Source organism: Pyramidobacter piscolens W5455, assembly GCF_000177335.1.
Classification (GTDB): Bacteria; Synergistota; Synergistia; order Synergistales; family Dethiosulfovibrionaceae; genus Pyramidobacter; species Pyramidobacter piscolens.
In genome coordinates, this window is the sequence record NZ_ADFP01000056.1 from 1 (window position 1) to 20,613 (window position 20,613).

Consider the following 20,613-nt stretch of genomic DNA (forward strand, 5'->3'; position numbering starts at 1 on the left):
CGTCGCCCGTCGGCGCGTGCGCGCGGCTGCACGGCGGCGAAATGAAGCTGACGGGCTTCTTCGCCGACGAAAGTCGCGGCCTGAAACTTCGCGCGTCGCTGACGGGGCGCCGCGAAGAAGCGCGGCGGCTCGGCGAAATGCTGGCCGAAAAAATTCTCAGGGAGGCGAGGTGATCTCATGTCCGTCGGTAAGGTCTGGCTCGTCGGCGCCGGTCCGGGCGATCCCGGTCTGCTCACCTGCCGCGCTCGCGAAGTTCTGGAACGCGCCGAAGTCGTGATCTTCGACCGCCTCGTCGGCGACGGCGTGCTGGCGCTGATGCCCCGCGCCGCGCGCTGCATCGACGTGGGCAAGGAAGGCGGCCGTCACCCCGTGCCGCAGCGCGAGATCGAAGCCTTGATCGTGCGCGAAGCGCTGGACGGACGCAACGTCGTGCGCCTCAAGGGCGGCGACCCGTTTTTGTTCGGCCGCGGCGGCGAGGAAGTCGAAGCGCTGCTGGCGCACGGCATCCCCTACGAAGTCGTGCCCGGCGTCACTTCGGCCGTCGCCGCGCCGGAATGCGCCGGTATCCCCGTCACGCACCGCGGCCTCGCCAACTCGCTGCATATCGTCACCGCCCACACCAAGGAGGGCGGCATCGCCGCGCAGGATTACGACGCGCTGGCGCGGCTGAACGGCACGCTGGTCTTCCTGATGGGCGCGACCGCCATTGCGGAGATCTGCTCGCAGCTTATGTCGCGCGGTTTTGCCGCCGACACGCCGATGGCCGCCGTCGAACGAGGGACGACCGCCCGCCAGCGCGCGCTCGTGGGGACTCTGGGCGATTTCGAGCGGAAGGCGAGCGATTTCGGGCTGCGCCCCCCCGCCGTGATCCTCGTCGGGGCGGTGGCAGCGTTGGCGTCGCAGTTCGCTTGGCGGCAGACGCTGCCGCTGCGGGACAAAAAAGTGCTCGTCACCCGCCCGGCCAACCGTCAGGGACGGTTGTCGAGAATGCTGCGCGACCTCGGCGCCGAAGTGGTGGAGTTCCCCTGCATCGCCGCCGTGCCGCTGGAGACGAAACTGCCGCCGCTGGACGTCCACGACTGGATCGGCTTCACCAGCGCCACCGGCGTGGAGTGCTTTTTCGCGCGTCTGACGGCGGAAGGGCGCGACGTGCGCGAACTGGGCTCGGCCAAAATCGCCGCCGTCGGTCCGGCGACCGCCGCGGCTCTGCGCGAACGCGGCCTTCGTCCCGACCTGATCCCTGCCGTTTACGACGGCGTCCATCTTGGGGCAGAGCTCGCCAAGCGGGGCGGTTCTGTGCTCCTGTTCCGCGCGCTGGACGGCTCCCCCGAACTGACCGAAACGTTGCGCGGGCGCGGCGTCGATTTCGACGAAGTGCCCCTGTACCGCACCGAGACGCTCGCCGCCCCGTTCCAGCCTGCGGACGTGGACGCCGTGCTGTTCACCAGCGCCTCCACCGTACGCGGCTTCAAAAAAGCCTGTCCCGGACTGGAAGCGCCGCTGGCCTGCTGCATCGGCGTGCAGACCGCGCGCGAAGCCGAACGGCTGGGGCTGAAAAACATCCGCGTCGCCGCCCGCGCGACGCTGGAAGACCTTGTCAATATTCTGAAAGAAGATGGCCAACCATGATCGTCAGACCGAGAAGACTGCGCCGCACCCCGGCGATCCGCAACCTCGTCGCGGAAACGCGCCTCAGCGCCGACATGCTCATCTATCCCGTATTCATCCGCGAAGGCCGCAACATCGTCGAAGACATCCCCTCGCTGCCTGGGCAAAAGCGTTACAGCCCCGACTCGTTCCCGCGCGTCCTCGAAGAGATGTCGCGCCGCGGCGTCGGCGCCGTGCTGCTGTTCGGCCTGCCCGAGCGCAAGGACGAGACCGGCTCCGGCGCGTGGGACGAGAACGGCGTCATCCAGCAGGCGCTGCGTGCCGGCAAAAAAGCCTTTCCCGAAATCACCTTCATCGGCGACGTGTGCATGTGCGAATACACCTCGCATGGCCACTGCGGCATCCTCCACGGCCATGAAGTGGACAACGACGAGACGCTCGAATACCTGACGCGCATCGCCGTCTCTCAGGCCGCGGCAGGAGCCGACGTCGTCGCTCCCTCCGACATGATGGACGGACACGTCGCCGCGCTGCGCGCCGGACTGGACGCCGCCGGCATGAAGGACAAGATCGTCTTCTCCTACGCTGTCAAATACGCCTCGGCGTTTTACGGCCCCTTCCGCGACGCCGCCGGTTCCGCGCCGGCCTTCGGAGACCGCCGCGCCTACCAGATGGATCCGCGCAACGCGCGCGAAGCCCTGAAAGAGGCGGAGATCGACATCGAAGAGGGCGCCGACATGGTCATGGTCAAACCTGGATTGCTCTACATGGACGTGCTGCGCGCCGTCAAAGAGATCAGCACCGTGCCCGTCGGCTCCTACTGCGTCAGCGGCGAGTACGCGATGATCAAGGCCGCGGCCGCCAAGGGCTGGCTCGACGAGCCGCGCGCCGTTACCGAAGCGGCGTACAGCCTGGCGCGCGCCGGCGCCGACGTGATCGTAACTTACTCCGCCCTCGACCTGGCACAATGGCTCAAGGAAGGCCGCGTTACCTTCTAGGAACGCCGGAAATTTTTGCACAACAGCCGCCGCGGAGAAACGGCGAAGCGTAGATTGAACACATCTCTCTTACTGTTTTTCTTCGCGCCTTTGTGTCTCCGTGGCAGATCTCGTTTTACGGTGCGTTTGCTATAGCGACAGCACAGGCCGGAGCGAGAGCGCTTCGGCGAAAGGACGTGAACGATCGTGAGCGAATCGAAAAAAATTTCCCGCCTCGTCGTCGCCGCCACGCAGAGCGGCTGCGGCAAGACCACGCTCACCTGCGGCATCCTCGCCGCCCTGAAAAAGCGCGGCCTGGCCGCGCAGGCCTACAAGATCGGCCCCGACTACATCGATCCCGGCTATCTGGCGCAGGCCAGCGGACGGGCGGCGCACAATCTCGACACCTGGCTCATGGACGAAGCGGCGATGACGCGCCTGTTCGCGGAAAACGCCTCGCGGGCTGACCTCGCCGTCGTCGAAGGCGTGATGGGGCTGTACGACGGCGGGCGCGGCGGCGTCGGCAGCACGGCGGAGATCGCCAAAAAGCTGCGCGCTCCCGTGGCGCTGGTGATCGACTGCAAGTCGATGAGCGACAGCGCCGCCGCGTTGGCGCTGGGATTTCGCGAATACGACCGCGGCCTCGACTTCCGCGGCGTGATCCTCAACCGCCTCGGTTCGGACGCGCACCGCGACATGATCGCGGAAGCCGTCGAGCGCCTCGGCATTCCCGTGCTGGGGGCGCTGAAACGCGACGAACGCCTCGCCGTCTCGGAGCGTCACCTCGGCCTGCTGCCCGCGGAAGAAAACAAGGCGCACGATTTCAACGCGCTGGCCGAGAGCGTGGAGCGTTCCGTCGACCTCGACGCGCTGCTGGAAATCGCCGCCGAAGCGCCGAATCTGGAATTCTCTCCCCGCCCCGCCCCATCCGCAGTGGAACGTCGGACCGTGATCGGCGTGGCGCGCGACAAGGCTTTTTCGTTCTATTACCCGGAAAGCCTCGCCGAGCTGGAACACGCCGGCGCGCGGCTCGTCTTCTTCAGCCCCTTGGACGACGGGCAGCTTCCCGACGCGGACGGCCTGATCTTCGGCGGCGGCTTCCCGGAGATGTTCGCCGCGCGGCTGGCCGCCAACGAAGCGATGAAAAGCGAACTCGCCGCGGCCGCCCGGCGCGGTATGCCCATCTACGCCGAATGCGGCGGGGCCATGTACCTGACGCGCTCGCTGACCGACTTCGAAGGGCGCGAGTTCGCCATGGCCGGACTGATCCCCGCCGCGAGCCGCATGAACTCCAGACTGCAGACCGTCGGCTACGTGGAAGCCACGGCCCTGCGCGACACCGTTCTCTGCCCCGCCGGAACCGTCGTGCGCGGCCACGAGTTTCATTTTTCCTCGACGCAGCCCGACGAAGGGACGGAAGTCCGCGCCGCATGGCGGTTCGTCAAAAAGCGCACCGGCGCGACGTACGTTGCCGGTTACGCGAGCGCGAACGTGCTGGCCTCGTACCTCCACCTGCACTTCGCCGGCAATCCGCAACTCGCCCGCAACTTTGTGGACGCGTGCGTCCGCTTCGCCCGCGGCAAATAAAAAAATCAGCCTGAACGCTCTCCGGTGGAAAAGACGTTCAGGCTGATTTTTTTAGACGATGGAAATCAATACCGCAGCGAATAGACGGGATGGTACAGGCGCTCGTCGCGGAGGATCTTGCTCTGCTCGGCTAGCGCTTTCATGGCCGCGTCGCCCATGTCGATGGAGAGACGCGAGGTGAGGATGTGGATCAAAAACAGCGGCCCGATCAGACTGCTGCCAAAGGTGGGGCTGTTGTCGCTGACGAAAAACGACAGGTCGGCGTCGCCGCAGATCGGCGCGGCGGGGCTGTCGGTGACGGTGACGATCTTGGCGCCGTTGCGGCGCCCCCGCTGCAGCGCCTCGGTGAGCAGCACCGAGTAGCTGGGCAGGTCGAAGGCGATGATCAGATCGCTTTTGCGGACGCTGCGGGCCTGCTCGATCAGCGTCAGGCAGCCGGAACCGGGGTACATCTGGTGGGCGCGCAGCCCCAGCTCGCGCAGGCGGCTGTGCAGGCACTCGGCCATCATGCCGGAGATGCTCCAGCCGGCGCAGTAAATGCCCTCGGCGGCTTTGACGAGTTCGCAAAAGGAACGCACGTCTTCGACGCGCAGGCGGTTCCACGTGTCTTCGAGATTGGCGTGCTCCATCTGGCGGATGCGCTCCGACAGATCGCCCTCCTCGCTCATGGCGCGCGCCAGCATCGCCGCCGGATTGACCTGTTCGAGCACCGCTTCCTTGAGGGCGCCCTTGAGGTCGGCGTAGCCCTTGAAGCCGAGGATGCGCGCCACGCGCACGAGCTGCGCCTTGGAGACGTTCAGCTGCTCGGCCACGTCGCCGATGGAGACGAAGGCCGCCTCGCGCATGTGGGTGAGAAGGTATTCGACGACGCGGCGCGCCTTGGAGGGCATCGAATCCAGATTGCTGCGCAAAAGTTCCTGCAATTTATTCGCTTCCAATGGATAACACCTCTTTCATCGGTAATAAACAAAAGTACATTAATATTTTACAAAAAGCGGCGCCGCCCGTCAACGGCAAAAATCCGCCAATCGGTACCATAGAAGTTTTTCATTCCCGGCCAAGCGTCGCAATTGCCCCGAACGCCACAAAAACGGGGAACGCCGGAATTTTTTCGGCGTTCCCCGTTTTCGCTCGCCAAATCAGCCAAGGATGGCGGCCAGCAGTTCAAGCACGCGGATTGCGGCGTTCAAAGCGGAGCTTTTCCCGGCTGCGCTGCCGTCTTCGGGCAACTTCTCCGGAGCGCCGGCGGGCTGTCCCGACTTAGCCCTCTCCTGTTCAAGCCAGCGCTCGTGGATGGCCTTGATCCCGGCGGCGTACTTTTTCGATCCGGCGACCGTATAATATTCACACTCTGTGCTCGTTGTGTAGGTGAATCCCTTTTTGCCGGGGGACATCGGCGCCAGCGCGACGATCGAGCCGCCGGCGTGGTCGCGCTCGCCGGAGGCGGGACGGTAGACGATCATGACGAGACGATCGTCCTCGAGGGTCGCCTTGACCTTTTCAACAACTTTAGGATGCATCACTTTATGAGAAGCGTCCAGCAGGTCGAAAATCGTCCAATCCTTGCCCGCGTAGGTGATCAGGAAATCGCCCAGCTGCATCCCCGCGCCGATTGCCTGCCCGTCGGGCTTCAGCTCGGTGACGCGGGTCAGGCAGACGCCGTCGGCGGCGGGCGCTTTCTTTTGCTGTTTCAGGTAATTTTCCAGCGGGATGGGGCGGAACGGCAGCGTGTTGGTGTCGGCGCTGCCGATCGTGGCGTTGTTGCCGGCGCGGTATTCGGTGCGGCCCCCGAGCGGCACGGCGTAACCGATGACGCTGCCGCTGGCGCTCTTGTAAGTGTGGCGTCCGCCCAGCTCTTCCACACGGGCGATAGGGGAGTTGCGGGCGTCGCGGTATTCCCAGTAGTTGCCCACCTTGCGCACGGTGCCGAGCATGGCGTTGTTCGGCGCGGTGTAGGTCAGCACGCCGCCCATCGTCTTCGCGTAGCCGGCGACTTGGCCGCCCACGCGGTATTCGACGCCGTTGCCGAACGTGCGCCCCGTGTATCTGACGCCGCCAACGGCGACGTCGATGTTATAGGCGAAACCCGCGGCGGCGGACAGCGCCAGCGCAAAAGCGCAGAGGAACAGGAATATCTTTTTCATAAAATGGCCTCCTCGGTTTGATCTTTTTTCGATGAAAAATCACTCGCCGAACTCTTCGTCCTCCCCGTCGCCCTCGTCCCACTCGCGCATCAGCACGGCCCAGGCGAACTGGTCGGCCTGATATTCGTAGCCGTTCATGTTGGCGTTGGTCTGCGACCAGAAATAGCAGCCGCGGCTGTCGTGAAGCAGGTGGTGGATCTCGTGGAACAGGGCGAAGCTCTGCCAGAAACGGGGCAGGCGGCTGTTGAGGTGGATGCGGCATCTGCGCAGCTCGCGGTTGGTGTACGTGAAGCCCCATATGTCGGCGCTCATCGGCACGCGCGCCGTCTCGGCCTCGAGGGCGATTCGCTCTTCCAGTTTCGCCAGCGCCTCGAACTCGTCCAGCCCCTGCCACTCAGCCGCTTCTTTGAGAATCGACGGTTCGACGTAACGGGGCGGGGGCGGAAAGACAAATTCCTCTTCGTCGCTAATTTTTGACGCCCTTTGCCCTGCCACGCTTCGGCTCGCCTTCCCAGTCCGACAGAGCGGCGTCGATCAGCCGGTGGACCATGTGCACATCCTTTTCGGAGAGCTTGTGGCTGCGGTACCAGATTTCCATCGGCTTGGGACCGGCGAAGAGCTCTTCCAGCTGCAAACGACCGCCGTTGTCGCGGGGAAATTCCTCGAGAAGATCCGAGGTTTCCACGCCGAGCTTGTCGGCAAGACGGTGGAGCAGTTTCATCGAAGGACTGCGGCGGTTGCTCTCGAGCGCCTGAATGTAAATCCTGCTGACTTCCGTTGCGTCGGCGAGCTGCTGCTGCGTCATCTTGAGCGCCTTGCGAAGCGTGCGGATCCGAAGACCTAGAGTCATCAAAAAGACCTCCCTGTTGATTAGTGTACAAGTACTATACTACAATAAATTTCTGTTGACAAGTACCCTAAACGGCGAATTTCATGTATAATGTCTCTAACGCTTCATTCTTTTTATTTATGGACTTTGACAGCAAGGGAGCTGATTGCATGGATTTCAAGGAGCTCGAGACGTTTGTTTCCATCGTGGAAAAGGGAAGCATATCCGCTGCCGCCGCAGCCCTGGGGGTCTCTCAGCCGGCAGTGAGCAAACGCGTGGCCCGCATCGAAGCGGAAATGGGCGCTTCCATGTTCGCCAACGGTCATAAACATTCCACGCTCACGTCGGAAGGCGCGGTGCTCTACAAAGCGGCGCTGAAAATGCTGGATACCCGCAAGAAAGCGCGGATTCAGATCGCCGAGATCTCTCAGGAACTTTACGGCACGGTGCGCATCAGCGCCAGTTCCATCCCCGGCGATTTCATTTTGCCGGAAGTCCTTGTGGAGTTCATGGAAAAACATCCCGGCGTGAGCGTTCAGGTCACGCAAGGCGATTCGCAGTCGGCGCTTGAGGACCTTTCCGACAAAAAGGTCGACCTTGCCGTGATCGGCTCTGACCGGAACCTGCCCGGTTTCACCAGCGTGCCCTTCTATCACGACGAGTTGGTGCTGATCGTCAACCGCAATCATCCGCTGGCCGCGAGAAAATACATCCCCATGGAAGAGATCGGCGGGCTCAAACTCGTGGGACGGACCTCCGGCTCGGGCAGCCGGCAGACGTGGGAGCGCGTTTACAAGAGCCGCACGGGCAATTTCAAAGAGCCGGAACTGCAATTCGGTCATACCATGGGCGTGGTGAATGCCGTTGCCAACGGCGCCGAAGCGGGCATCGTCTCGCGTTTCGCCGCTCAGACCTCGCCGGCCGTCGCCATGCTGACCTTCAAACCGGCGGTGTATCGCGCTTTTCATCTCGTCTACGGTCTGTGCGAGACCAAGGCTGTGGAAGTGTTGGTTTCTTTCCTGATCCAGAAAGCCGAACAACAGCAGTTGAGCCAGCCTCAATAGAAACGCCGAAAGTCTGAGGGGGTTCCCGGAGGCGCTTCCGGCCATTTGACCTCGCTCCAAGAAGAATGGACGCCGTGAAGAGGCCGAGAAGATCATGATAAAGTGAAAAAACGAAAAAACATCCCGTCGGGAAATTTTTCCCGGCGGGATGTTTTTTCATAAAAGTTTCAGACTCACTCGTTGTAATTCGCCGCGCGGTGGACGGCGAAGACGCGGCGGCCGCGCAGGGAGACGTTGAGTTTCTTTTCAAGTTTGCGCGCGATGCGCACAAAAGGCGTGCCGATCAGCAGATAGATCACCGCGACGATGAAGCCGGTGCCGAAGTAATCGTAGTTGACCGTGGCCAGCTGCCCGTAAGTGCGAGTCAAATCGACGAGCGTGATGATGGAAACCAGCGACGAATCCTTGAGCAGGGCGATGAAGTCGTTGGTCATCGGTAGCAGGGAGACGCGGATCGCCTGAGGCAGGATCACGTGGCGCAGCGCTTCGCGCTTGGTCATGCCGAGCGCCAGCGCGCCTTCCATCTGCGCGCGCGGCACCGCTTCCAGGCCGGCGCGGTAGTTTTCCGACTCGTAGGCGGCGTAGTTCAGCCCCAGCGCCAGAGTTCCGGCCACGAAGGGCGAGAGCTGCACGCCGACGTTGGGCAGGCCGTAGAAGATGAAGAACAGCTGGATCATCACCGGCGTGCCGCGGATGAACTCGGTGTAGCCGGTGGCGAACGCCCGCAGCGGCAGCGGGCCGAAGAGGCGGCAGACGGCGATGAACAGGCCGACGGCCAGCGCCAAAGCCATCGAAGCGATGGAAACCTCCAGCGTCACGACGGCGGCGCGTCCGAACGACGGCAGGAAGCCGACGTAGCGTTTGATCCGCTCCGGCCAGCTGCGCGCGCCGCGTTGAATGTCCGCCCAATGTTCGTACATGACTGGTTTCTCAAGCGCGGGACGGTCGTCGTTGAAGTATCCCGCCATGAGAGGATTCCACAGATTCCAGCGGTCGTAGATGCGGCGCAGCGTGCCGTCGTCGCGCAGCGCCACGATCGCTTCGTTGACGCGCTTCAAAAACGCCTCTTCTCCCTTGCGGATCGTCATGGCGTACTCCATGCGGCCGATCGGTTCGCCCACAAACTCGAACATGGGGTTGAACTGCGAATAATAAATCGACATGGGCGCGTCCATGACAACGGCGTCGAGGCGGCCGTTCTGCATGTCTTGGTAAGCCGTGGCTTCGTTTTCGTAGCTGCGGATGTCGGCGATGCCGGCTTTGGCCAGCGTCTCGTAGGCATAGGAGCCGCGCAGCGTGCCGATCGTGTGCCCGCGCGCGTTTTCGAGGGTGCTGACGCCGGCGGGATTGCCCTTGGGGACGACCATCTGCAGATAGGTGACGTAGTAGGGGATGGAGAAGTTGATCGTCTCCTGTCGCTCCGGCGTCACCTCGATGCCGTTGATGGCGATGTCGTAAAGCCTGCGCTGCAGGCCGGGGATGAGGATGTCCCAGACGTTCTGCACGAACTGAGGCTTCAATCCCATCTTGGCTGCAAGCGCCGCGGCGATTTCGGTTTCGAAGCCCGTCAGTTTTTCGGGCTCGGAAGGGTCGTAGAGAATGAAGGGCACTCCGCCTTCGGAGTTGCCGCCCCATCTCAGCACTTTGTCGGGCATGAACTCGGCGGCGAAAGAACAGGAAGCGAAAAGCAGCGTTGCAAGTGCGGCGACGCCTATCTTCGGCTTGGTTTTCATGAAGTAGTATCGACCTCGCATTCTGGAAGATGGCTGTACGTGAATAAGATTAGTTGTGGTAGCTCGCGGGGCGCAGCGTTGCGTCGCGGCCATGCTTTCCAGGGCGATTGCCGCGGATGGCCACGGCGAGGCGGCGTTCGGTGTAGCGGGCCAGACGCACAAAGGGCAGCCCCAACAGGAAGTAAATTACGGCGACCATGATGCCGATGCCGAAATAATCGTAATAAGTGTTCGCCAATTGACCATAAGCCTTGGTCAGGTCGATCAGCGTGATCATGGATACCAACGACGAATCCTTGAGCAGCGAGATGAAGTCGTTCGTTACCGGCGGCAGCGAGACGCGCACCGCCTGCGGAATGACGACGTAGCGCAGCGCCTGTTTCTTGTCCATGCCGAGCGCCAAAGCTCCTTCCATCTGAGCGCGCGGCACCGCCATCAGACCGGCGCGGTAGTTTTCGGCCTCGTAGGCGGCGTAGTTCATGCCCAGTCCGATCACGCCGGCCATGAACGGCGACAGTTTGATGCCGATGTTGGGCAGGCCGTAGAAGATAAAAAACAGCTGGATCAGCACCGGCGTGCCGCGCACGATCTCGATGTAGGCCGTCGCCAGACGGGAGAGGATCTTGGGCGCGAAAAGGCGCGCGATCGCCAGCAGCAGTCCCAGCACGATGGCTAGGCTCATGGCGCAGACCGAAACTTTCAGCGTGACGACGGCGGCCTTGCCGAACGTGGGCAGAAAGCCTACGTAGCGCTGAAAGCGCTGCTTCAGCGTCATGCCCTGGCGCTGGTACTCCGCCCAGGCGTTGAATTTATCGGGGCCGAAGCGGGCCGGCGAATCGTCGTTGAAGAACTTTGCCATAACGGGCGTCCACATGTTCCAGCGGTCGTAAATGCCGCGCAGCGTGCCGTCGTCGCGGATGGAAACCAACGCCGCGTTCAGCTTGTCCAGCAGCTCAGTCTCGCCCTTGCGCACGGGGATACCGTAGCTGATCTCGCCGATCGGCTCGCCGACGAACTCCAGGTCCGTGTTGAAACCGGCGTAGAAAATGGCGATCGGCGAATCCATCAATACCGCGTCGAGACGGTCATGAGCCATGTCCTGATAGGCGTTGATCTCGTTGTCGTAAGTGCGGATCTCATCCACGCCGGCGTCGGCCAGCGTGAAGAAAGCGTAGGATTGTTTCAGCGTGCCGACGCGTTTGCCCACGCAATCCTGCAGCGATTTGATTTCGGCGGGATTGCCCCTCTGGACCACCAGCTGCAGGAACGTCTTGTAATACGGCAACGAAAAGTCGACTTCCTCTTTATGTTCCGGCGTGATTTCCAGGCCGCTCAAGGCGATGTCGTACAGCCCAAGATTGAGCCCGGGGATCAGATTGTCCCAGCCGTTGTGGACGAATTTGGGCGTCATCCCCATGCGTTCGGCCAGCGCATCGACAATGTCGATTTCGAAGCCGATCATGATCTTGTCGTCGCGGGGATCCATGAACATGTACGGCACGTTGCCTTCGGAGTCGCCGCCCCACCTCAGGATCGGCTTGTCCGCCGCCAGGGCCGGAGAGACGGTGGCCAGCAGCGCCAGCAGGGCGCAGAGAAGCGTACGCAGCCGTTTCATCAGTAGGTCACTCCGTTGAGATGGCGCAGAAAGTTCTGCGTGCGGGGATCCTTGGGCTGGGTGAAGAGGATGTCGCCGTCTTCTTTCTCGACGATTTCGCCGTCGTGCATGAAGACGATGTAGTCCGAGGCGTCGCGGGCGAAGTTCATCTGATGGGTGACCACGACCTGGGTCATGCCGTCGCGGTCAAGGTCTTTCATGACCTGAAGGACCTCGCCGACCAGCTCCGGATCGAGCGCCGAAGTCGGCTCGTCGTACAGCATCACTTTGGGCTGCATGGCCAGCGCGCGGGCGATTGCGGCGCGCTGCGTCTGCCCGCCCGACATGGTGACGGGGTACTTGTCGGCAAAATCGGACAAGCCGACTTTTTCGAGCAGTTCGAAGCCCTGTTTTTTGGCGTCCTCTTCTTTGACATGTTTGACCACCATCGGGGCCAGCATGATGTTTTCAAGAACAGTTTTGTGCGGGAACAGATTGAAACTCTGAAAAACCATTCCGACTTCCTGACGCATCTTGTGGCAGGCGTCGAGGAACTTCCTGTCGAAATCCCGGTCTTCCTCTTCGTCCTCAATGGAACGGCTGACCGTTACGCCGGCTATGGAAATCGTGCCGGAATCGATGTATTCGAGGCAGTTCAAACACCTGAGAAAGGTGGATTTGCCACAGCCCGAGGGGCCGATGATGGAAACGAGGTCCCCTTCTTCAATGTCGATGGATACGCCTTTTAAAATGGTCGCTCCGTCTTCGTAACTCTTCCGCAGGTTTTTCACCTGGATCAACGGTACAGCCGCGTTGGTCAAAAGTCTCATCCTCCTGTTACAGGTCGGACATGAAGCCGTCGTCCTCCCTATAGCCTGTGCCGGTTCGCTCCCACAGGGTCCGGCATTTTTTGTGTAAAAGTTTTCGCCCCTTCGTATTCCAGCTGCGCGGCGCTGGAACGGCCGGCAGTGGAGTCTCTCGTCACGAGGACGAGGTCATAATAATTATAGGGTGATTTCCCCCTTTGACAAGACCTGAATTTCCTCGAGTCGGTCGATTTGTCGTGCAAAATTTGTCGCAGGCCGCGCGTCGTTTTGTCGGAAACGCGCAAAGGGCCTTTTTATATCGTTCGTTCCACTCCGTATGACTTTGCGAAAACGGGCGACGAGAGCTTTCGCGGTGGAATTTCGTCCCGCGAAAATCATTGTCGAGTTTTTCTATAGGAATTTATTCTTGCGGCGTAAAAACATATTGATATAATTGGTTTATCTCAACAATCCGAGATCAATGGGGGAGTTTCATGTTAAATGAATTGCTGAAAGTCGATCGTCTGACCGTATGCGTGGAGGAACGGGAAATCCTCCGCGGCGTCGATCTGACGGTGAACGCCGGCGAGACGCACGTCCTTATGGGGCCGAACGGCGCCGGCAAATCGACTCTGGGATACGCTCTGATGGGCGATCCGCGCTATACGGTCGGCGCGGGGAAGATTTTCTTCAACGGCCGGGACGTGACCGAAGAGTCCGCGGCGCAGCGCGCCAGGGCGGGGATGTTCCTGTCGTTTCAGGCGCCGTTGGAAGTGCCGGGGCTGACGCTGAGCGGTTTCCTCCGCACGGCGCTGGAGCAGCGCACGGGCGCGCGCGTCAAGTTCGGGGTTTTCCGAAAAGAGCTGGCGAAGGCGATGGAAGTCCTGCACATGGATCCGTCTTACGCCGACCGCGACCTGAACGTCGGCTTCTCCGGCGGCGAGAAGAAAAAGGCGGAGATCCTTCAGCTGCTCATGCTCAAGCCGTCCTTCGCCATCCTCGACGAGACGGACTCGGGGCTCGACGTCGACGCCGTTCACGTCGTTTCCGCCGGCGTCCGCGAATATCAGAAGAACGAAAACGCGGCGCTGATGATCATCACGCACAACGCGCGCATCCTCGAATCGCTGCGCGTCGACGCCGCGCACGTGCTCGCGCAGGGGCGGCTGGTCGCCTCCGGCGGCGCGGAACTGGTCGGCGAGATCGGCGCGCGCGGTTTCGAACGGTTCCTCGGCAAATGAGCGCCATGAAAGAGAAAACGTACGTCGAAGACGTGGACCGCAGCCGCTACGACTTCCGTTTCGACGGGAAAGACGCTTACAAAGTCGAAGAGGGGCTGACGGCGGGAATCGTCGGTCAGATCTCGGCGGAAAAAAACGACCCGCCGTGGATGCGCGAGTTTCGCCTGGAAGCGCTGAAAATTTACGACGAGCTGGCGCTCCCCGACTGGGGGCCGTCGCTCGACGGGCTGCGCATGGAAAACATCGTCACCTACGTGCGCCCCAACACGGAGCGCATGCACGCGAACTGGGACGACGTGCCGGCGGACATCAAGGACACGTTCGAACGTCTCGGCATCCCGCAGGCGGAGCGCAAGTCGCTGGCCGGCGTCGGCGCGCAGTACGATTCCGAGCTGGTCTATCATAACGTCAAGGCCGAGGTGGCGGCCCAGGGCGTGGTTTATACCGATCTGGAAAGCGCGCTGCGCGGCCCGTACGCGCGCATGATCGAAGAACATTTCATGAAGCTGGTGCCGCCGCGCGACCACAAGTTCGCGGCGCTGCACGGCGCGGTCTGGTCGGGAGGATCGTTCGTCTACGTGCCGCCGCGCGTGAAGGTGGAGATACCGCTGCAGTCGTATTTCCGCCTCAACGCGCCCGGCGCGGGGCAGTTCGAGCACACGCTGATCATCCTCGGCGAAGGGGCCGACCTGCACTTCATCGAAGGCTGCTCGGCGCCCAAGTACAACGTGGCCAACCTGCACGCCGGCTGCGTGGAGCTGTTCGTGGGCAAAAACGCCAGGCTGCGCTATTCCACGATCGAGAACTGGTCGAAGAATATGTACAATCTCAACACCAAGCGCGCCGTCGTCGAAGAAGGCGGCGTCATGGAATGGGTTTCGGGCTCGTTCGGCTCGCACGTGTCGTATCTCTACCCGATGACGATCCTGAATGGAGACGGCGCGCGCATGGAGTTCACCGGCGTCACCTTCGCCGGGCGCGGGCAGAATCTCGACACGGGCATGAAGGTCGTACACGCCGCGCCGTCAACCTCGTCGTACGTCAACACGCGCTCGATATCCAAGGACGGCGGCGTCAGCACCTTCCGCAGCGCCGTGGTCGTGAACGCCGCAGCGAAGCGCGCCAAGTCGTCGGTCTCGTGTCAGTCGCTGATGCTCGACGCGCTCAGCCGCAGCGACACGATCCCCGCCATGGAGATCCGCACGCCTGACGCCGACGTCGGCCACGAGGCCAAGATCGGCCGCATCAGCGACGAGTCGGTGTTCTATCTGATGTCGCGCGGCATTCCCGAGGATGAGGCGCGCGCGATGATCGTCAGCGGTTTCGCCGACAACGTGTCCAAGGAGCTGCCGCTGGAATACGCGGTGGAAATGAACAATCTGATCCGCCTGGAAATGAAAGGCAGCATCGGCTAGAGGAGGAAAACTTTCATGGATTCGATGGAGATGAAGGTCAATCGCCTGCCCGCGCCGACGTGGAACTGGCTGCGCATGAACGGAACGGAGACGGCCGCGCGGGTCGGCGGCGAGGGCGCGTTCGATTTCGAAATTCCCGCGGGCGTCGCGGGCGAAACGCTGTCCGCGCCGTCGCTGGACTGCGCTTCCGGCATGGGGCCGGACGTGGAACGGCTGGTGAAGGACGCGGCGCTGCCGGTCCGCAAATATACGGCCGCGGGAAAAGTGGACGAAGCGCTGCGTTTCGGCTTCGATTACGCGGACGGCGCGGCTGCGTTCAACGCCGTGGAGCTGGAGACGGGCGAAGGCGGCGCGCTGACGGCGGTCATGGACTTTCGTTCGGCCCCCGGCGCGGCGGGGTTCGCCGGCGTGCAGACGAAGATGGCGCTGGGGCGGAACTCGCTGCTGCGGCTGGTGCAGATCCAGCGCCTCGGGGGCGCGCTGACGTTTTTCAACGACGTAGGCGCGCGGTGCGCCGACGGCGCGCGCGTGGAACTGATCCAGCTGGCGCTAGGCGGCGGAAGCGTCTTCATGGGCGCGCAGTGCGCCCTCGAGGGCCGGGGCAGCGCGCTGAAGGCCGATATCGGCTATCTGCTGCGCGGAACCGAGCGGCTCGACATGAACTATACGGCGCTGCACGAAGGGCGCCGCACGCAAAGCGGGATCAACGCTTCCGGCGTGTTGCGGGACAAGGCCTTCAAACTGTTTCGCGGCACGATCGACTTTCGCCGCGGCGCCGCGCAGGCGTCGGGCAGCGAAAAAGAAGACGTGCTGCTGATGGACGACGGCGTCGTCAACCGGACGATCCCGCTGATCCTCTGCGGCGAGGACGACGTGGAGGGCGATCACGGCGCTACGGTCGGGCGCTTGGACGACCGGCTGCTGTTTTATCTCGAGTCCCGCGGCCTGAATCGCGAGGACGCGTACGAGATGATGGCCCGCGCGCGCGTCGCCGCCGTGGCCGCGAGGATCCCCGACGAACGGACGCGGCGCGGCGTGGAACGCTGGTTGAACGGAGGTGCGGACGATGAATGAAACGGAACTGAAACGGGAAGACGAGCGCCTGCGCGGCGACTTTCCGATTTTTGCCGATAAGGAACTGGTCTATCTCGACAACTCGGCGACGACGCAGAAACCAAAGCGCGTGCTGGACGCCGTGCGCGATTATTACGAGAAAAGCAACGCCAACCCGCTGCGCGGCCTTTACGGACTGAGCGTGGCGGCGACCGAGGCTTACGAAAACGCGCGCGCGGCCGTGCAGAAGTTCGTCAACGCCGCCGCGCCCGAGGAGATCGTCTTCACGCGCAACGCCACCGAGAGCCTGAACCTCGTGGCCTACAGCTACGGCATGAACTTTTTGCGCCCCGGCGACGAGATCCTCGTCAGCATCATGGAGCATCACAGCAATCTGCTGCCTTGGCAACAGGTCGCGCGAGCTTCCGGCGCGGCGTTGAAATTCGCCGACTGCGCGCCGGACGGCTCCCTGACGGCGGAAGCGTTCGCCGCGGCGCTGACGCCGCGCACGCGGCTGGCGGCGGTGACGCACGTTTCCAACGTGCTGGGCGTGGAAAACGATCTCAAAGCTTTTGCCGAACTGTGCCGCCGCAACGGCACGATCCTCGTCGCCGACGGCGCGCAGAGCGCGCCGCACCAGCCCGTGGACGTCCGGGACCTCGGCGTCGATTTTCTCGCCTTTTCCGGTCACAAAATGCTGGCGCCGATGGGCGTCGGCGTGCTGTACGGCCGGCGCGAACTGCTCGACAAAATGCCGCCGTTCCTCTACGGCGGCGAGATGATCGAGTCTGTCCGCCGCGACGGCGCGACCTACGCCGCCGCGCCGCACAAGTTCGAGGCCGGCACCGTCAACGCCGGCGGGGCTGTGGGGCTGGCGGTGGCGATCGAATACATCCGGTCCGTCGGCTTCGGAACGATCCAGCGCCGCGAAAACGCCCTCTGCGCGCTGGCCCTGAACGAGATGAAAAAGATGCCGCACGTGCATGTGCTCGGCAGCGACGACCCGCTCGGCCATCACGGCATTCTGTCCTTCACGATCGACGGCGTGCATCCGCACGACATCGCGGCGATCTGCGACGAAGCGCGTATCTGCGTGCGGGCCGGACATCACTGCGCCCAGCCCCTGCTCGAGCACCTCGGCTGCCGCTCGACGGCGCGCGCCAGCATCGCTTTTTACAACACGGAGGAAGACATCCGCCGTTTTATCGCCTGCCTGGCGGGCATCCGAAAGAAGATGGGTTACAATGGAAAGTAGAACATTTTACAACGAAGTTCTCACCGAACACAACGTGCGCCCCGCGCACAAGCGCGCGCTGGCAGGCGAGTGTTTCTCGCTGGAAGGTGTCAACCCGTCCTGCGGCGACGACATCACGCTCAGCCTCAGGGTCGAAGACGGCGTCATCGTCGACGGCGCCTTCGAGGGCGACGGCTGCGCGATCTCGCAGGCTTCCGCGGACATCATGCTCGATCTCGTCATCGGCCGCACGAAAGAGGAAGCCCTGCGCCTGTCGGACGTCTTCCGGCGCATGATCCAGGGCGCGGCCTCCGAGGCGGAGATCGAAGAGCTCGAAGAGGCCGGCGCGCTGCGCGACGTCTCCCACATGCCGGCGCGCGTCAAGTGCGCCGTGCTGGGGTGGCACACCCTGGACGAGATCCTGAGGAACCCCGATAAAGCCGTCGGGCAGCGCTGACGCTGCTTGAACGAAAAAATTTCCCCGAGCCCCCGGGGAAATTTTTATGGGTGCCCCAAGCGGACAAAGTCATTGGTTTATGATAAAATAGATAAAATTAAAATGATAATAACGGGATAAAGAGCGGGCGCGCCTTTTTCTTTGTCCCGATCATAAAGAGGGGTGACAGTCGATGAAGTTTTTTGCTTTAAGGCGGTTGCGGGCGTTTCTGACCCTGACGGCGGTGACGGTGGCGTGTTCCGGAGCGGCCGCCGCCGAGAAGGTTCTTCTCGACACCGACATGGTGGAGGCTTTTGACGACGGCATTGCCATGCTCATGCTGGCCCGAGCGCCGCAGGTCGAGCTGCTCGGAGTGACGACGGTCGTCGGCAACACCTGGGTTGAAGAGGGAACGGCCTATGCCCTGCGCCAGCTTGAAGCCGTCAAGCTCGAATGGAAGGTGCCCGTGGCGATGGGATTTGCCGAGGCCACGCGCCGCGGCCGCGCCGAAGGGCTTGGAGAAGAGCGACGTCTTTTCGGCGAAGGGCACGACGACTGGATGGGCGCCTATTCCCACCCGCGCCCCGAATCATGGCAGGCTGCCTACAAGGCGATGTACGGCGTCGAGCCCAAATGCGCCCCCGTCAAGGAACACGCGGTTGACCTCATGATCGACTGCGTCAAACGCAACCCCGGCGAGGTGACGATCGTCGAAATCGGCTCCTGCGGCAATCTCGCCGCGGCCGTGCGTCGGGCGCCGGAAATTGTGCCGCTGATCAAGCGCGTGATCTACATGGGCGGCTCGGTCTTTCAGGAAGGCAACGTCACGCCGGCGGCGGAGTTCAACTGGTGGTTCGATCCTGAAGCGGCCCGCAGTTGCCTGCGCACGCCCTTTAAGGAGCAAATCATCGTCCCGCTCGACGTCTGCGAGAAGATCCGTTTCGACGGCCCCCGCCTGCTCGACGTGATAGGGCGCGTAAAGAACGAGATAATCGCGCCGATGCTGCGGCGCAAGTATGACCTTTTCTTCGCCGATAATCCCGATTACGTGATTTACGTCTGGGACGTGATCGCGGCGGCGATCTTTGTGGATCCGTCGCTGATCGCCGAGGAAGTCTCGTATCCCGTGGACGTGGACGACCAGTTCGGCCTGAGCTACGGCAAGGTTTACGCCTTCAAAGGGAAAGCCCCCGTCGGCGCTCGGAGTGCCCGCATTATCCTGACGGTCGACGAGGGACGGCTGTGGGAAATGATCTACAAGCTCTGCGACGAGCTTTAAGCGAACGCGACAAGGCCCGGATCTCCGCGGAGATCCGGGCCTTGTCGCTGTGTGGTCAAAAGAATTCCATAAACGATTCTTTCACGACATTTCCGGTATAATCTGAAACGATGGAACGGATTCTTTCATCGCAAATAATTTTACGGAGGCATTGCAATGAGTCAGAACGGTTTCACCCAGCTCTATCCGTCAGTCTGGAAACAGGACAAGCAGAACGCGATCATGGAGTTCGCCGAAGGCTACAAGGCCTTTCTCGATACGTGCAAGACAGAACGCGAGACCGCGGCCGAAGTGATCCGCCAGGCGGAAGCGGCGGGCTACGAGAATCTCGACGAGCTGTGCGTGGCGAGGAAAAAACTGCAGCCCGGCGACAAAGTGTACGCGCTGCGCCAGAACAAGGCGGCGGCGCTCTTCGCGATCGGAGAACGGCCCCTGACCGACGGCATGAACCTGATCTGCGCCCACGCCGACGCGCCGCGCCTCGACCTGCGCGCCAATCCCCTTTACGAGAAGGACGGCTACGCGCTGATGAAGACCCATTACTACGGCGGCATCAAAAAGTACCAGTGGGCGGCGCTGCCGCTCAGTCTGCACGGCGTCGTCGTCAAAAAAGGCGGCGAGCGCGTCGAGGTCGTCGTCGGCGAAAACGAAGCCGATCCCGTCGTGTACGTCAGCGATCTGCCGCGCCACCTTTCCGCCGAACAGATGAAGCGTTCGCTCGAAGAGGGGCTCAAAGGCGAGGAACTGAACCTCGTCGTCGGTTCCGTGCCGCTGGCCGGAGCCGAGGGCGACGCCGTCAAAAAACAGATTCTCACACTGCTGGAAGAGCGTTACGGCGTCGCCGAAAAGGATTTCGTCAGCGCCGAGTTCGAAGCGGTTCCCGCCGGACGCGCCCGCGACGTCGGCCTCGACGCCTCGATGATCGCGTCCTACGCGCACGACGACCGCGTCTGCGTCTACACCGCCCTGCAGGCCATGCTCGGCGTGGCGCGCCCCGTATACACCGCCGGCGTGATGTTCGTCGACAAAGAAGAAGTCGGCAGCAACGGCAACGCCGGCATGAACTCTCATTACATGGAAAACCTTGCCGCCCGCCTCGTGCGCCTATGCGGCGGCGACGCGCTGGACCTGAATCTGGCGCTGGAGAATTCCAGACTGCTGTCTGCCGACGTCACCGTCGGCTACGATCCGAATTTCGCCGACGCGTTCGAGGTGAACAACACCGCGCGCCTCGGCAGCGGACCGGCCATCGTCAAGTACGCCGGCTCCAAGGGCAAAAGCGGCTGCAACGACGCCACCAACGCCGAATTCGTCGCCATGATTCGCGATATTTTCGACGACGCCGGCGTGGCGTGGCAGATCAGCACCATGGGACGCATCGACCTTGGCGGCGGCGGCACGATCGCGCCCTTCGCCTCGCGCTACGGCATGCACGTGCTCGACTGCGGCGTCGCCCTGCTGAGCATGCACGCGCCGTTCGAACTGGCCAGCAAAGCCGACGTCTACGAAACGGCCCGCGCCTACGCGGCCTTCCTCAACAGCGCCGCCGAGATGAAAAATTATCTACGCTGACGGACGCAGGAACGTCGTTTCCTTTTTGATACGCCGCCGAT

Annotated in this window: 18 protein-coding genes; 11 read left to right on the forward strand and 7 right to left on the reverse strand. The window is 62.4% G+C overall.

The window, feature by feature from the left end; translation table 11 throughout:
• The first annotated feature begins 177 nt into the window (after nucleotides 1-177).
• From cobA to HMPREF7215_RS05185, 3 genes are all read left to right on the forward strand, one after another.
• Nucleotides 178-1,629 carry a uroporphyrinogen-III C-methyltransferase gene (gene cobA, locus HMPREF7215_RS05175; protein WP_009164639.1) on the forward strand — a complete coding sequence of 484 codons (1,452 nt, stop codon included), beginning with the start codon at nucleotides 178-180 and terminating at the stop codon, nucleotides 1,627-1,629.
• Entirely contained in the window at nucleotides 1,626-2,606 is a 981-nt protein-coding gene (gene hemB / locus HMPREF7215_RS05180; protein WP_009164640.1) for a porphobilinogen synthase, read from the forward strand. The genes cobA and hemB overlap by 4 nt, the downstream gene beginning before the upstream one ends.
• A gap of 186 nt (nucleotides 2,607-2,792) precedes the next feature.
• Nucleotides 2,793-4,172, forward strand: a complete 1,380-nt coding sequence (locus tag HMPREF7215_RS05185) for a cobyrinate a,c-diamide synthase (protein WP_009164641.1) — start codon at nucleotides 2,793-2,795, stop codon at nucleotides 4,170-4,172.
• Between the two features lie 65 nt (nucleotides 4,173-4,237).
• Here HMPREF7215_RS05185 and HMPREF7215_RS05190 read toward each other — a convergent pair whose 3' ends face one another.
• The 4 genes from HMPREF7215_RS05190 to HMPREF7215_RS05205 all read right to left on the reverse strand — a co-directional run bounded on the left by HMPREF7215_RS05190 (nucleotide 4,238) and on the right by HMPREF7215_RS05205 (nucleotide 7,166).
• On the reverse strand, nucleotides 4,238-5,110 hold the full coding sequence (locus tag HMPREF7215_RS05190) for a MurR/RpiR family transcriptional regulator (protein ID WP_009164642.1): 873 nt from the start codon (nucleotides 5,108-5,110) through the stop codon (nucleotides 4,238-4,240).
• Nucleotides 5,111-5,311: 201 nt separating this feature from the next.
• Nucleotides 5,312-6,316, reverse strand: a complete 1,005-nt coding sequence (locus HMPREF7215_RS05195) for a hypothetical protein (protein WP_009164644.1) — start codon at nucleotides 6,314-6,316, stop codon at nucleotides 5,312-5,314.
• 39 nt (nucleotides 6,317-6,355) lie between these two features.
• A complete protein-coding gene (locus tag HMPREF7215_RS05200) occupies nucleotides 6,356-6,811 on the reverse strand; it encodes an ImmA/IrrE family metallo-endopeptidase (RefSeq protein WP_009164645.1) in 456 nt (151 codons plus the stop codon).
• Nucleotides 6,783-7,166: a helix-turn-helix domain-containing protein gene (locus HMPREF7215_RS05205; RefSeq protein WP_009164646.1), complete on the reverse strand. Its 384-nt coding sequence runs from the start codon at nucleotides 7,164-7,166 to the stop codon at nucleotides 6,783-6,785. The genes HMPREF7215_RS05200 and HMPREF7215_RS05205 overlap by 29 nt, the downstream gene beginning before the upstream one ends.
• A 149-nt stretch (nucleotides 7,167-7,315) precedes the next feature.
• Between HMPREF7215_RS05205 and HMPREF7215_RS05210 the strand changes: the two genes are divergently transcribed.
• On the forward strand, nucleotides 7,316-8,209 hold the full coding sequence (locus HMPREF7215_RS05210) for a LysR family transcriptional regulator (RefSeq protein WP_009164647.1): 894 nt from the start codon (nucleotides 7,316-7,318) through the stop codon (nucleotides 8,207-8,209).
• A 173-nt stretch (nucleotides 8,210-8,382) separates the two neighbouring features.
• Here HMPREF7215_RS05210 and HMPREF7215_RS05215 read toward each other — a convergent pair whose 3' ends face one another.
• Genes HMPREF7215_RS05215 through HMPREF7215_RS05225 form a run of 3 tightly spaced genes read right to left on the reverse strand, consistent with a single transcriptional unit; the run spans nucleotide 8,383 to nucleotide 12,357 of the window.
• The gene (locus HMPREF7215_RS05215) at nucleotides 8,383-9,942 is read right to left on the reverse strand and encodes an ABC transporter substrate-binding protein/permease (protein ID WP_009164648.1); all 1,560 of its coding nucleotides are present in this window, start codon (nucleotides 9,940-9,942) and stop codon (nucleotides 8,383-8,385) included.
• Nucleotides 9,943-9,991: 49 nt separating this feature from the next.
• Nucleotides 9,992-11,557 carry an ABC transporter substrate-binding protein/permease gene (locus tag HMPREF7215_RS05220; RefSeq protein ID WP_009164649.1) on the reverse strand — a complete coding sequence of 522 codons (1,566 nt, stop codon included), beginning with the start codon at nucleotides 11,555-11,557 and terminating at the stop codon, nucleotides 9,992-9,994.
• Nucleotides 11,557-12,357, reverse strand: coding sequence for an amino acid ABC transporter ATP-binding protein (locus HMPREF7215_RS05225; protein WP_009164650.1), 801 nt, complete (start codon nucleotides 12,355-12,357; stop codon nucleotides 11,557-11,559). The genes HMPREF7215_RS05220 and HMPREF7215_RS05225 overlap by 1 nt, the downstream gene beginning before the upstream one ends.
• Before the next feature lie 479 nt (nucleotides 12,358-12,836).
• On the opposite strand from HMPREF7215_RS05225, the gene sufC reads away from it, so the two are divergent.
• The 7 genes from sufC (at nucleotide 12,837) to HMPREF7215_RS05260 (ending at nucleotide 20,572) form a co-directional block, all read left to right on the forward strand.
• Nucleotides 12,837-13,583: a Fe-S cluster assembly ATPase SufC gene (gene sufC, locus HMPREF7215_RS05230; protein WP_009164651.1), complete on the forward strand. Its 747-nt coding sequence runs from the start codon at nucleotides 12,837-12,839 to the stop codon at nucleotides 13,581-13,583.
• Between the two features lie 5 nt (nucleotides 13,584-13,588).
• Entirely contained in the window at nucleotides 13,589-14,998 is a 1,410-nt protein-coding gene (gene sufB / locus HMPREF7215_RS05235) for a Fe-S cluster assembly protein SufB (RefSeq protein ID WP_040550571.1), read from the forward strand.
• 15 nt (nucleotides 14,999-15,013) lie between these two features.
• The gene (locus HMPREF7215_RS05240) at nucleotides 15,014-16,072 is read left to right on the forward strand and encodes a SufB/SufD family protein (protein WP_009164653.1); all 1,059 of its coding nucleotides are present in this window, start codon (nucleotides 15,014-15,016) and stop codon (nucleotides 16,070-16,072) included.
• Nucleotides 16,065-17,306, forward strand: coding sequence for an aminotransferase class V-fold PLP-dependent enzyme (locus tag HMPREF7215_RS05245; protein WP_009164654.1), 1,242 nt, complete (start codon nucleotides 16,065-16,067; stop codon nucleotides 17,304-17,306). Before HMPREF7215_RS05240 ends, HMPREF7215_RS05245 begins: the two co-directional genes overlap by 8 nt.
• Nucleotides 17,296-17,742, forward strand: a complete 447-nt coding sequence (gene sufU / locus HMPREF7215_RS05250) for a Fe-S cluster assembly sulfur transfer protein SufU (RefSeq protein WP_009164655.1) — start codon at nucleotides 17,296-17,298, stop codon at nucleotides 17,740-17,742. Before HMPREF7215_RS05245 ends, sufU begins: the two co-directional genes overlap by 11 nt.
• Nucleotides 17,743-17,914: 172 nt before the next feature.
• On the forward strand, nucleotides 17,915-19,000 hold the full coding sequence (locus HMPREF7215_RS05255) for a nucleoside hydrolase (RefSeq protein ID WP_009164656.1): 1,086 nt from the start codon (nucleotides 17,915-17,917) through the stop codon (nucleotides 18,998-19,000).
• A 156-nt stretch (nucleotides 19,001-19,156) separates the two neighbouring features.
• On the forward strand, nucleotides 19,157-20,572 hold the full coding sequence (locus tag HMPREF7215_RS05260; RefSeq protein WP_009164657.1) for an aminopeptidase: 1,416 nt from the start codon (nucleotides 19,157-19,159) through the stop codon (nucleotides 20,570-20,572).
• Nucleotides 20,573-20,613: the final 41 nt, after the last annotated feature.

What these genes read in the sequence shown, in the direction of transcription:
- cobA (WP_009164639.1), top strand. Translation starts at nt 178, where the DNA reads ATGTCCGTCGGTAAGGTCTGGCTCGTCGGCGCCGGTCCGGGCGATCCC.
- hemB (WP_009164640.1), top strand. Translation starts at nt 1,626, where the DNA reads ATGATCGTCAGACCGAGAAGACTGCGCCGCACCCCGGCGATCCGCAAC.
- HMPREF7215_RS05195 (WP_009164644.1), bottom strand. Translation starts at nt 6,316, where the DNA reads ATGAAAAAGATATTCCTGTTCCTCTGCGCTTTTGCGCTGGCGCTGTCC.
- HMPREF7215_RS05205 (WP_009164646.1), bottom strand. Translation starts at nt 7,166, where the DNA reads ATGACTCTAGGTCTTCGGATCCGCACGCTTCGCAAGGCGCTCAAGATG.
- HMPREF7215_RS05210 (WP_009164647.1), top strand. Translation starts at nt 7,316, where the DNA reads ATGGATTTCAAGGAGCTCGAGACGTTTGTTTCCATCGTGGAAAAGGGA.
- HMPREF7215_RS05215 (WP_009164648.1), bottom strand. Translation starts at nt 9,942, where the DNA reads ATGAAAACCAAGCCGAAGATAGGCGTCGCCGCACTTGCAACGCTGCTT.
- HMPREF7215_RS05220 (WP_009164649.1), bottom strand. Translation starts at nt 11,557, where the DNA reads ATGAAACGGCTGCGTACGCTTCTCTGCGCCCTGCTGGCGCTGCTGGCC.
- sufC (WP_009164651.1), top strand. Translation starts at nt 12,837, where the DNA reads ATGTTAAATGAATTGCTGAAAGTCGATCGTCTGACCGTATGCGTGGAG.
- sufB (WP_040550571.1), top strand. Translation starts at nt 13,589, where the DNA reads ATGAAAGAGAAAACGTACGTCGAAGACGTGGACCGCAGCCGCTACGAC.
- HMPREF7215_RS05240 (WP_009164653.1), top strand. Translation starts at nt 15,014, where the DNA reads ATGGATTCGATGGAGATGAAGGTCAATCGCCTGCCCGCGCCGACGTGG.
- HMPREF7215_RS05245 (WP_009164654.1), top strand. Translation starts at nt 16,065, where the DNA reads ATGAATGAAACGGAACTGAAACGGGAAGACGAGCGCCTGCGCGGCGAC.
- sufU (WP_009164655.1), top strand. Translation starts at nt 17,296, where the DNA reads ATGGAAAGTAGAACATTTTACAACGAAGTTCTCACCGAACACAACGTG.
- HMPREF7215_RS05255 (WP_009164656.1), top strand. Translation starts at nt 17,915, where the DNA reads ATGAAGTTTTTTGCTTTAAGGCGGTTGCGGGCGTTTCTGACCCTGACG.
- HMPREF7215_RS05260 (WP_009164657.1), top strand. Translation starts at nt 19,157, where the DNA reads ATGAGTCAGAACGGTTTCACCCAGCTCTATCCGTCAGTCTGGAAACAG.